Here is an 11,389-nt window from a genome sequence, read left to right as displayed (position 1 = left end):
GGTTCCTCGCGCCCCTAAAAGGAGAAGGGGCCGGTCAGCGTTGGTGTTGGGCGCCGACCAGGCCCAAGCCCGTGTCGAGGATCTTTTCCAGGGCTGCCAGGTCGGTCGGGCCGGGGTCTGTCAGGGGGGAGCGGACCGGGCCCACCGGGAGGTTGCGTAGGCGGGCGGCGGCCTTGATCAGGGAGACGGCGTAGCCCGGGACGCGGTCGCGCAGCTCGACGAGAGGGACGTAGAAGTCGCGCAGGAGCTTGGTCGTTGTCGTGTGGTCGTCGGTGTGCAGGGCCTTGAAGAAGGCGTTCGCGATCTCGGGGGCGAAGGCGTGCACGGCCGACGAGTAGGCGGGGACGCCGACGGTGGCGTACGCGCGGGCCTGGATCTCGGCGGTGGAGGCACCGTTGAAGAAGAGGAAGCCGTCGGGGGCGGCGAGGGTGAGCCGCTGGAGCCGGTCCAGGTCGCTGTGGCCGTCCTTGAGGCCGACGACGGTCGGGATCTCGGCGATCCGGCGCAGCCCCTCGGCGGTGAAGGCGACCTGGCCCCGCTGGTACGCGATGAGCGGGAGCGAGGTGCCGGCGGCGATGTGGCGCAGCTGCTCGACGAGTCCGTCCTGCGGGGCGGCGACCAGATAGTGCGGGAGTACGAGGAGGGCGTCGGCGCCCGCCTCCTCGGCGATCCGGGCGAACCGGCGGGCCTGCGCCCAGCCGTAGCCGATGCCCGCGACCACCGGCAGCCGACCGGCGGCGACCTCGACCGTGGCCCGGACGACCTCGCGGTACTCGTCCTCGTCCAGCGAGAAGAACTCACCGGTGCCGCAGGCGGGGAAGACCGCGCCCGGGGCGATCGTGTCCTCCCCGGCGGCCAACTGGCCGGTCAGGTACGTCCGGTACGAGTCGAGGTCGAGGCTGCCGTCGCCCTCGCCGTCGCCGTGGAAGCTCGTGAGGGGAAAGGACAGCACGCCGCCCGCCATGCCGTCACGCAGCCGCTGGACGGTGCCTTCGGCCTTCGCGCTGATCCCTGTCATGGACGCCGTCATGAATGCTGTCTCCATATGCAGATGCCGTCTACGTATGAAGATGGAGGCTAAGTTGGTGAACGCACGGGGTCAATGGGTGCGACACCGCGGATTTACGATGAGCCCCATGCCGGAGAGCGAAGAGGTGCGGGGCGGAGGCCCCCAGGGCGGGGACCCCCTTGCGCGGGCCCGGGTCCGGGTCCGGGTGCGTACAGGGGGCGGCTCGGGCGTCCGCGAGGTGAAGTCCGCGGCCCGTACCGTCGAACTGCTCGAACTGCTCGCCGCGCGCGGCGACCGGCCCGCCCGCCTGGACGAACTCGCCGAGGAGCTGGGCGTACCGCGCAGCAGCATGTACCAGCTGCTGCAGACCCTCGTCGACCGCGGCTGGGTGCGCTCCGACACCACCGGCTCCCTGTACGGCATCGGGATCAGCGCGCTGCACACCGGCACGAGCTACCTCGACAGCGACCCGCACGTCCGCACGGTCCGCCCCTATCTCGACGAGGCCTCGGACGCGCTCGGCGAGACGATCCACCTGGCCCGGCTGGACGGCCCGAACGTCGTCTACCTCGCGACCCGTGAGTCCCACGAGTACCTGCGCACCATCAGCCGGGTCGGCCGCCGGATCCCGGCCCACGCGGGCGCCCTCGGCAAGGCACTCCTCGCCGAGCGCCCCGACGACGAACTCCCGCTCCCCGAGGGGCCGTTGGCCGCCCTCACGGAGAACACCCACACCGACCGCGCCACCCTGCTCGCCGACCTCGCGGAGGTGCGCGAGCGCGGCCACTCCGTCGACCGCGAGGAAACGGTGACCGGCATCACGGGCTTCGGCTTCGCCCTGCGGTACGACTCACCGGCCACGGACGCCATCAGCTGCTCGGTACCGGTGGCCCGGCTCGACGCGGAGCACGAGGCCCGGGTCGTCGCGGTCATGCGGGAGATCCGGACGAAGATCGAGGGCGCTCTGTCGCCTGCGTCTGGCGCTCCCGACTGGCGTTGACCCGCCGGCGGCGTTTGTGGGCTACCGGCGCTGTTCCCTGGCGACCGAGGTTCGGCACCGGGTGCGTACGGGCCGAGGGCCGTCCGTTCGTCTCGGGCGGCCCTCGGTGGGTGGCGGCGGTCAGACGGAGGTGAACTCCGGCCTTGTGTCCTCTGTCTCGTCCTCCGTGGCTTGCGGAGCCTGCGGGATCGCGGCCCGGTGGCTGAGGGCCTCGCCCTCCACGTCCACGCGGGGCAGGATCCGGTCCAGCCAACGGGGCATCCACCAGGCGGCCTTGCCAAGGAGGGCGAGGACGGCCGGGACGAGGGCCATGCGGACGACGAAGGCGTCGAAGAGGACGGCGATGGCGAGCCCGAAGCCGATCATCTTGATCATGGATTCGCCGGCCCCGATGAACCCGGAGAACACCGCCATCATGATCAGCGCGGCGGCCACCACGACCCGGGCGCTGTACCGGAAGCCGGTCCGGATCGCCTGGCTCGGGCTGTCCCCGTGGACGTACGCCTCCCGCATCCGGGCGACCAGGAACACCTCGTAGTCCATGGACAGTCCGAACACGATGGCGAAAATCAGCACGGGGAGGAAGGCTTCGATCGGGCCCTGCTGCACCCCGAACCAGCCGTACTGGAACACCAGGGTCATCGCGCCGAGCGCGGCGGAGATCGAGAGCAGGTTCAGCAGGGCCGCCTTCACAGGGATCCAAACCGACCGGAAGACCAGCATCAGCAGCAGCGACGACATCCCGACGACGACGGCGACGAACAGCGGGAGCCGCTGCGAGACCGTGTCCGCGAAGTCCTGGGAGGCGGCGACGGAACCGCCGACCAGGATCTCGGCACCGGTGTCGCGCTCCAGCCCCGGGGCCACGTCATCGCGCAGATGGTGCACGAGATCAGCGGTGCCCTCGGCCTGTGGCGAGGTCTCCGGGTAGACGATCACGGTGGACAGGGCGCCGTCCTCGGAGGGCATCGCGGGGCTCGCCGTGGCCACGCCCTCGGCCTCGGCCAGCTCGGACCGGACGCCCTGGCCTGCGGCCTCGTCGCCCTGCACCAAGACGATCAGCGGACCGTTGAAGCCCGGGCCGAAACCCTCGGCGAGCAGGTCGTACGCCTGCCTGGACGTCGTGGTCGCCGGGTCGTTGCCCGCGTCGGCGAAGCCGAGGCGCATGCTCAACGCCGGTGCGGACAGGGCCAGCAGGGCGAAGGTCGCGACCAGCAGTGCGGGCAGCGGACGGCGCTGCACGGCTGCGGCCAGGGCCCGCCATCGGCGGCCTTCGACCTTCCCGTTGGCCTCGGCCCTGGCCGCGTGCTTCAGTACGTGGCGCTGGATGCGCCTGCCGAAGACCGCCAGCAGAGCGGGCAGCAGGATCAGCGAGGCGGCCATGGTGGTCAGCACGGTCAGGGCCAGCGCGAGGGCCACGCCCTGCAGCGATCCGAGGCCGAGCGCGACCAGACCGAGCAGGGCGATGATCACGGTGCAGCCGGCGAAGAAGACCGTACGGCCGGCGGCGTCCAGGGCCTTGCGGGTGGCTTCGGCAGGTTCGGCTCCGTCGGTGAGCTCGTGCCGGTAGCGGTAGAAGATCAGCAGCGCGTAGTCGATGCCGACGCCGAGTCCGACGAGCATCGTGATGGGCGGTGTGAAGTCGGCGATGGTGAAGACGTGCGAGGCGAGAACGATCAGACCTAGGGCCGAGCCGACCGCGAAGAGGGCCGTGATCAGTGGCACGGAAGCCGCCACCAGGGAGCCGAAGAGCAGCCCGAGAATGATCACGGCGGCCAGGATGCCGGCGAGTTCCGCGGTCGGACTTCCCTTCTCCTGGGCGCCGCGCACGGCCTCGCCACCGAGTTCGACCTGGAGACCGCCCGACTCGGCGCTCTTGGCGGTGTCGATGATCGCGGTGATGTCCTCCTTGGGCACGGCCTCGGCCTTGCCGTCGAGAGTGACGGTGGCGTAACCGATCGTGCCGTCCCTGGACACGGCGGAAGCGTCGGCGTACGGGCTGCGCACGTCGGCGACGCCTGGCAGTCCTTTCACCTCAGTCAGCATCTTCTCGACGCCGGCCTTGCGGCCGTCGAGGCCCTGGTTGTCCTTGAGGACGATGTCGACGCTGTCACCGGCCTGGGCGGAGCCGTGCTTCGTGAACAGGTCGGTGGCGGCCTGGGAGTCGGTGCCCGGCAGGGCGAAGTTGTTCTTGTACGCGGATCCTGCGGCCCCGGAAACCAGCGTGACGGCGGCCAGGACGGCGACCCAGATCAGCAGGGCGGCCCAGCGGTGACGCTGCGCCCAGCCGGCCAGGGATCCGAATCGGCCGCCGCGCGGCTTGTCCGGTCGGCCCGGTGTGGGCGGGGCGACGGGCGCGGCTGCGCCGCGGGTTGGAGACATGGGTGACTACCTCGGATTCGAGCGTGAGTGGCCTGGCGTGAGGAACGCGCCCACCACGGCGCCGCACAACGTGGGCACGCCGATCCCCAGGGCGATCAGCAAGCCGCCGATCTTCGGTGCCAGGGCCCCGGCGGCCGTGACCAGCAGCATTCCGGCGGCGGCCCCGACGAGCGCGCCGACGAACACGGTCGTGGCCCGTCCGGGGAAGGGGGGTGCGTTCATGCCTTTGATCGTGCATGCGTGAGGGGTGCCGAATCGTCAGCCTGCGGCTGACACCGGTAGTACCCCAGCGGATGCAGGCCGCCGCCGCGTCGTACCCCGGCAGTGCCGGGTGGGCAGTCCGCTCCGTCGGCCTATTCCGCCATCCAGCCGGGGCTGACCATCCCGGACTCGTATGCCAGCACCACGACCTGCGACCTGTCCCGCGCACCCAGCTTCGACATGATCCGGCTGACATGTGTCTTCGCGGTCGACGGTGACAGCACCAGCCGCGCCGCGATCTCGTCGTTCGTGAGCCCCGCGGCCACCAGTTGCATGACCTCGCGCTCCCGGGCGGTGAGAGCATCGAGCCGGGGATCCGCCCGAGGGCTCGTCACCCGGCTCGCGAACTCGGCGATGAGCCGCCGGGTGACCGACGGGCTGATCAGGGCATCGCCCCGGGCGGCGACCCGTACCGCCTGCAGCAGTTCCTCCGGTTCCGTGTCCTTCACCAGAAAGCCCGTCGCCCCGGCGCGCAGAGCCCCGTACACGTAGTCGTCCAGATCGAAGGTCGTCAGGATGACCACCTTGACCGACGCCAACCGCTCATCCCGGGCGATCTCCCGTGAGGCTTCCAGACCGTCCGTCCCCGGCATCCGGATGTCCATCAGGACCACGTCCGGCCGGAGCGCGCGGCAGGCCGAGACCGCGGCCTGCCCGTCCGCTGCCTCGCCCACCACCTCTATGTCGTCCTGGTCCTCCAGGATCGACCGGAACCCGGCGCGGACGAGCCGCTGGTCATCCGCCAGCAGGACCCTGATCATCGGTCACTCCGCTCCATCGGCTTTCCTGTGGTCCCGTACGGTAGCCGGGCCCGCACCGCGAATCCGCCCTCCGGCCGTGGGCCCGCCGTCAGCTCGCCGCCCAGGGCCCGCGCCCGCTCCGTCATGCCGGTGATCCCGCTGCCGCCACCGGACCCGGCAGGGCGGGCCGCCGAGCCCTGGCCGTCGTCCTCGATGTCCAGGGCCAACTCCCTGTTCCCGTAGGCGAGTCGGATCGTGACCTGTCCGGCGCCGCTGTGCTTGGCGGCGTTGGTCAGCGACTCCTGCACGATCCGGTACGCGGCCAGGTCGACCGGGGCGGACAGTGAGCGTTCGGCCCCGGTCCGCTCGATACGCACCGGGAGCCCCGCCAGCTGCGCCGAGGCCACCAGCTCGGCCGCCCGGGCCAGCCCCGGCGCGGGTGCCGTGGGCGCCTGCTCGTCGACGCGACGGAGCACGCCGAGGGTGGCCCTGAGCTCCCGCAGGGTCTCCCTGCTGCTCGCCTTGATCGCGCCGAGCGCCTCCTCGGCCTGGGCAGGGTCCTTCTTCAGCCGGTACAGGGCCGCGCCGGCCTGCACGTTGATCATGGAAATGTTGTGCCCGATCACATCGTGCAGCTCGCGGGCGATGCGCAGCCGCTCCTCGGTGGCCCGCAGCCGCGCCTCCTCCTCGGCGTAGGCCAACCTGCTGTGCCGCGCGCTGCCGAGGGCCACGACGGCGACCAGCCAGCCGGTGAGCATGAACACCGCCGTGCCGGTGACATCGCTGCTGCCCGCGAGAGTGATCGCGGCCATACCGATGATCATGGCTGCGGCCATGCCGATGGCCGCCTGCATCCTGCCCTGGGCCGCGAGGGCGTACAACGCCACGATCGGAACAATGACCAGCGGGCCGTCGATGTCGCTCAGCAGGTAGTAGGCGCCCGTGCCCAGCACCGTGAACCAGCCCGCCGTCACCGGATACCGGCGCCGGAACAGCAGCGTCCCGCACACCGCCGCGATCAACAGCCAAGACGCGATCTGCGAGGGCACCGAGTCCTCGCCGTGGCTCAGCCGCTGCCCCTCGGCACCGAGCGCCACCACCACGAACACCCCGCCGGCCAGCACGGCGTCGGCGCGGGCGCCACGGGGCAGCCGGAAACGGGTCTGGTCGAATGGGGGCACTCGCCCATTCTGCCGCGACGGCGATCGAAGGAGGCCGGAGGCATAGGCGATATCCGGCCCCCTGAATGGCCTGCAGGAGACCGATGAATGTGCTTCAGGAGATCGAGCCCGACCACATCCTGTCCGGGTCCACGTGTCGCAAAGGTGTGTCGGTATTTGACGGATTCGTTTGGAATGTCCGTGCGTGGGAAGTTGGTCTACTAGTGCTTCGGACAGGAGGCACGTCCGTGGGAGCTGGCTCCGCCAGGTCGCCGGGTGTGTCCGGAGCGGTCCGTGTGCGCGCTCACTCCCATGGTGACTGTCCCGTCAGCACCCTCTGAGGGAGATGCGACGCACCATGCGAATCACCGTCAGAACGAAGCAGCACCCGCACGACGACGCCCCCGACTCGGCCGAGGACTTCCTGCGCCTCGCCGCCCTGCCGGACGGGCCCGAGCGACAAGCCCTGCGTGACGAGCTGGTCCGGGCCTGGCTGCCCATGGCGAGCCGCATCGCCCTGCGGTACCGGGGGCGAGGCGAGTCCGTCGAGGATCTCGGTCAGGTCGCGGCTCTCGGCCTGGTCAAGGCCGTCGACCGCTACGACCCCGAGCGTGGCAACGCCTTCGAGAGCTACGCGATCCCGACCATCACCGGCGAGATAAAGCGCCACTTCCGCGACCACATGTGGGTCCTCCACGTGCCGCGGCGGGTCCAGGACCTGCGCAACCGGGTCCGCGCCGCGGTGAAGGAGCTGTCGCAGACGGCGCCGGGCCGCAATCCCACCATCGCCGAGATCGCCGCGTGCGCGCACATGAGCGAGGACGACGTACGTACCGGATTCGAGGCTCTCGACAGCTTCACCGCCCTTTCCCTGGACGCCGAACTGCCCGGCAGCGACGACGGCTACGCGCTGGGGGATGCCCTGGGGGAGTCCGACTCCGGGTTCGACCTCGTCATCGACCGGGAGGCCGTGAAGCCGTGTCTGGCGGCGCTCCCCGAACGCGAGCGGACCATTCTCTACCTGCGCTTCTTCCGAGGGATGACCCAGAGTCGCATCGCGGAGCAGCTCGGCATCTCGCAGATGCACGTCTCCCGGCTGCTCAACGGTTGCTGCGCCAGGGTGCGCGACGAGGCCCTCGCGGAAGTCGTGGCGGCAGTCGGCGACGGCGTTCGTGACTCAACCGCCCGTCACGGGACTTCCCGGGCCGGGCGGCTGAGTGGCGAGCTCACTGCCGAACCCTCCCGGGAGCGGTTTGCCAGTGAACTGCCACTGTTCGAACTAACCAGCGCGCGCTGAATGAAACACCCTCATCGCGGCGGCGGGGAATCCTCCGGCAGCGATGTGGGCCCGTAGCGGTCGAGAGTGTCTTCCAGCGTGGCTCGCACATCCGGTGGGAGATCGCCGTTCTGTCCCCAGGCGAGGATCATCTCGGCGACACTCCGCAGTTTGATGTTGGTGTGCTGGGACACCTCCCGCAGCACGGCCCAGCCGTCGTCGGGCGTCACTCGCCCGAGCGCCACCATGATGCCGATCGCCTGGTCCACGACGGCATGAGAGGTCACGGCCTCCTTCAACTGGCCGATCTCCTCCTGCAGTTCGGAGATCCGGGGCGCGTCCTCATCGGGCGCGGCCTGATCCGGCGGGCCGCCACCCGGCTCCTCCGCTCTCGAACCGGCGTCCGAGGTCATTCGCTCCCCTCCGAGGTCGGAACCCTTGCGCGGTCTCTCGTCGTCGCTCCACTGGTGACTCCGTGGTTCCAGTCCATCGTCACCACTCGACCGGGCGCATGCCAGCGCGATGCCTACCCCGCATTCACATGGATCACACAAGGCGACGATTCGCTCACGGATTGCGAAGGATGGGTGTGGGGCGCAGGGTGGTTACGCCAGTCCAACCCTCATCGAAGGACGGAAAACCATGGGTAAGTCAAAGGGCAAGGCCAAGCAGATGAAGGGCAAGATGAAGGAGACCGCCGGCCGGGCCATGGGCGACATGCCCATGGAGAACGAGGGCCGGGGCGAGCAGATGACGGGCAGGGCCCAGGAGCTCGCCGCGAAGGCCTCCGAGCGCGTCAAGAAGTCCGAGCGGTAGTCCGCGGACCCCACGCGTTGGTACGCCCCCGGACGGCCGCACAGGGCTCAGGCCCTGCGCCCGGCGGGGGCGTCCCGCGCCCCGGCGCCCCGGGGTCGTTCAGGCGGAAGGCCGCTCGCGCACGATGTCCCGTGCCGCCTTGTCGTCGCGCACCCCCAGGAACCGTGGATGCCGCAGCATGCCGTCCCGGGTCCACTCCGTGAACGCGATCTGCGCGACCAGCCTCGGCTCCACCCAGTGGGCGCCCGCCTCACGCACCCGGTCGCCGAACGGCGATGCGGGGACGCGGAGTTCACCGAGAACCTCACGCAGCCCGAGGAGCGTACGGCGGTCGAAGCCCGTGCCCACCTTGCCCGCGTACCGCAGGCGGTCCGCTTCGTAGTGGCCGAGCAGCAGCGCGCCGAACCCGGCCCGGCTGCCGCCTCCTTCGGTGAAGCCGCCGATCACGAACTCCTGGGCCCGGGAACACTTCAGCTTGAGCCAGTCCGGCGAACGGCGGGGCTGGTAGAGGCTCTTCGCCCGTTTCGCGATCAGCCCCTCCCAGCCCCGGGCACACGCGTCGGCCAGCAACTCGGCCCCACCCTCGTTGCGATGCGTCGTCATGCGCAGCGGTGTGCGGTACGTCAGGGTCCGTCGGAGCAGGGACTTGCGCGTACGCAACGGCAGCCGAGTCAGGTCCGCGCCCTCCAGACGGAGCACATCGAAGACGTAGTACGTCACGGCGACGCCGCTCGCCTCGATGTCCCGGCGCCGGGTGAGCCCCATGCGCTGCTGCAGGCGGGAGAAGTCGGTACGGCCGCGGGAGAACGCGACGATCTCGCCGTCGACGGTGAAGTCCGTGCACGACTGCGCGGCGAGCGCCTCGACGATCTCCGGGTAGGTGTCGTTGAGGCGATTGCCGGCACGGGAGAGGAGCAGCGTCCGCCCGTTCTCCCGGACCGCCAGGACCCGGACGCCGTCCAGCTTCCGTTCGAAGAGCCACTCACCGGGGAAGTCGCGCATGTCGCTCAGCGTGGCGAGCATCGGCCGGGAGGCCAGTTCCACACCGGGAGGCGCGTCACGCAGCAGCCGTCTGTGGTGGTCGGGCAACGAGCCCAGGAGGTCGGTCATCGCCGCTCACCTCTCTCCCGCGACCTGCCGAAGGGCACGGCCGCCGCGCTCCGACCAGTCCATTCTCCTTCCCCTGGTCAGCGGCGGCCATCGGGAACTCCGGCCGTCCCACCTGCCACCGGCGTCTCGTACGGATCCGGTCGGCTCAGGAGCCCGTGAGGCTGATGCCGAAGACGTCCAGGACGCCGTAGACACCGAGGAACACGATCGCCGCGCTGCTGACGGCGAGCGCCACGGTCAGCCACGGGCTGCCCCGGAAACGCTTCTCGACACCGGTGGACCGCAGCCGCCACGCCGCGATCACCACGGCGAGCAGGAAGACACCGCCGCCGATGCCACCGATCTGCACCATGAGCACCGGCGACTGCACGAAGAGGAAGAACGACGCCCACACCGACGGCAGGCACCAGGTCAGGATCTGGATCGTGCGCCGCCGTACGCGGACGTCGTGCCAGTCGATGACCCCGAGAAGGCCGAGCGTGTTGGTCCACAGCCGCGGCACGCTGGCCGTCGATCCGACGAGCGTCGAGAAGAGCACGGTGAACGCGCCGATGAGGAAGAGGTACTCGGCCCAGGGGCCCATCGTGTCGGTGTAGATCCGGGACAGTGTGGTGATCATCGAGTTGCCCTCGGGGACCAGGTTCTGCGGATGCAGCACGGCCGCCCCGATGACGTAGAACGAGAGGGTGCAGAGCGTGCAGACCAGCCAGCCGGCGGCGACGTCCAGACGCATCACTTTCAGCCACCCCTCGGCCCGACGCGCCCGCTCCTCGGTCCCGTCGTCCGGACCCGTCCAGCGGGCGTAGCCCTTCTCGATGCACCAGTAGGTGTACGTCGTCATCTCGTCGGCGCCGACGCCGGTGATCCCGAACATGGCCAGGGCTATCCCGGCCGTGCCCGCGGGGATGAGGAAGCTGAAGCCCTCGCCCAACTCGCCCGTCCCGTAACCGAATTCGGTCAGCGGAAGCCCGAGCGCCAGTGCCACCGTGGCTATGGTGAAGACAACCACGGACGCCACGCACAACTGCTCCACGACGTTGTACTTGCCTGTCCTGAGCAGCACCACGGCGAGGACGGTGACGACAACCGTCCACACCGCGAGCGAGCGGTAGCTCAATGGCTCACCGGTGATCGGCCACATCACGGAGCAGGCGGCTGCCGTGCCGCCGATGATGCCGCCCCGCTGGAACATCTTGGCGAAGTCCATGCCGATCCAGAGCCAGTTGATCCAGCTCACGGGGCCGATGCGCGGGCCGACCTCGCGGTAACCCTCAAGTGCGGTACGGCCGTTGAGGATCGTCCAGCGAGCCAGCTCCATCTGCACCCACACCTTCACCCCGGTGCTGATGACGACCAGCCACAGCAGCACGAACCCGGCACGGGCGCCGAGCGAGGTGGTCACGATGAGCTCGCCGGAACCGACCACGGCGGCCGACAGGACGAAACCGGGGCCGAGATGGCGCAGCCGCCCGGTGAAGGTGGTCGGTGCCTCGCGGACGTCCTCGGCGCGCAGGGCGTACGGGTCCGGCTCGGTCGGGACGGCGGCGGATACCGTCCGGGCAGTCGTTTCAGGCATGGCGGGGTCCTTCGAGGTGTCCGGCGCCGTTGCCCGGACTCGGGGACAGGGGGAGGGGG

Annotated in this window: 10 protein-coding genes and 1 pseudogene; 3 read left to right on the top strand and 8 right to left on the bottom strand. The window is 70.3% G+C overall.

The window, feature by feature from the left end:
• Nucleotides 1-34: 34 nt before the first annotated feature.
• Nucleotides 35-1,030 (bottom strand): 5-dehydro-4-deoxyglucarate dehydratase, encoded by a 996-nt coding sequence (locus tag AOK17_RS46575; RefSeq protein WP_245697879.1) that lies wholly within the window; start codon nucleotides 1,028-1,030, stop codon nucleotides 35-37.
• Nucleotides 1,031-1,247: 217 nt separating this feature from the next.
• Between AOK17_RS46575 and AOK17_RS46570 the strand changes: the two genes are divergently transcribed.
• Nucleotides 1,248-2,009, top strand: a complete 762-nt coding sequence (locus tag AOK17_RS46570; RefSeq protein WP_245697881.1) for an IclR family transcriptional regulator — start codon at nucleotides 1,248-1,250, stop codon at nucleotides 2,007-2,009.
• A 120-nt stretch (nucleotides 2,010-2,129) separates the two neighbouring features.
• Here AOK17_RS46570 and AOK17_RS46565 read toward each other — a convergent pair whose 3' ends face one another.
• The 4 genes from AOK17_RS46565 to AOK17_RS46550 form a co-directional block, all read right to left on the bottom strand.
• Nucleotides 2,130-4,391: an MMPL family transporter gene (locus AOK17_RS46565; protein ID WP_079053687.1), complete on the bottom strand. Its 2,262-nt coding sequence runs from the start codon at nucleotides 4,389-4,391 to the stop codon at nucleotides 2,130-2,132.
• A gap of 6 nt (nucleotides 4,392-4,397) precedes the next feature.
• Nucleotides 4,398-4,613, bottom strand: a complete 216-nt coding sequence (locus AOK17_RS46560; RefSeq protein ID WP_055618687.1) for a hypothetical protein — start codon at nucleotides 4,611-4,613, stop codon at nucleotides 4,398-4,400.
• Nucleotides 4,614-4,744: 131 nt separating this feature from the next.
• Entirely contained in the window at nucleotides 4,745-5,413 is a 669-nt protein-coding gene (locus AOK17_RS46555; protein WP_055618686.1) for a response regulator, read from the bottom strand.
• Nucleotides 5,410-6,573, bottom strand: a complete 1,164-nt coding sequence (locus AOK17_RS46550; RefSeq protein ID WP_055618685.1) for a sensor histidine kinase — start codon at nucleotides 6,571-6,573, stop codon at nucleotides 5,410-5,412. Before AOK17_RS46550 ends, AOK17_RS46555 begins: the two co-directional genes overlap by 4 nt.
• Before the next feature lie 337 nt (nucleotides 6,574-6,910).
• Here AOK17_RS46550 and AOK17_RS46545 point away from each other — a divergent pair.
• Nucleotides 6,911-7,699, top strand: a pseudogene (locus AOK17_RS46545) (RNA polymerase sigma factor SigF); the annotation flags it as partial.
• Between the two features lie 161 nt (nucleotides 7,700-7,860).
• Here AOK17_RS46545 and AOK17_RS46540 read toward each other — a convergent pair.
• On the bottom strand, nucleotides 7,861-8,241 hold the full coding sequence (locus AOK17_RS46540; protein WP_079053685.1) for an ANTAR domain-containing protein: 381 nt from the start codon (nucleotides 8,239-8,241) through the stop codon (nucleotides 7,861-7,863).
• Nucleotides 8,242-8,470: 229 nt separating this feature from the next.
• Between AOK17_RS46540 and AOK17_RS49675 the strand changes: the two genes are divergently transcribed.
• Nucleotides 8,471-8,644: a CsbD family protein gene (locus tag AOK17_RS49675; protein ID WP_079053684.1), complete on the top strand. Its 174-nt coding sequence runs from the start codon at nucleotides 8,471-8,473 to the stop codon at nucleotides 8,642-8,644.
• Nucleotides 8,645-8,743: 99 nt separating this feature from the next.
• Here AOK17_RS49675 and ligD read toward each other — a convergent pair whose 3' ends face one another.
• Entirely contained in the window at nucleotides 8,744-9,754 is a 1,011-nt protein-coding gene (gene ligD / locus AOK17_RS46535) for a non-homologous end-joining DNA ligase (protein WP_055618684.1), read from the bottom strand.
• A gap of 145 nt (nucleotides 9,755-9,899) precedes the next feature.
• Nucleotides 9,900-11,330, bottom strand: a complete 1,431-nt coding sequence (locus AOK17_RS46530) for an Nramp family divalent metal transporter (RefSeq protein WP_055618683.1) — start codon at nucleotides 11,328-11,330, stop codon at nucleotides 9,900-9,902.
• Nucleotides 11,331-11,389: the final 59 nt, after the last annotated feature.

The sequence above is a fragment of the Streptomyces phaeochromogenes genome, from assembly GCF_001418655.1.
GTDB classification, from domain to species: Bacteria; Actinomycetota; Actinomycetes; order Streptomycetales; family Streptomycetaceae; genus Streptomyces; species Streptomyces phaeochromogenes.
This window is presented reverse-complemented; position numbering and strand designations above follow the sequence as displayed.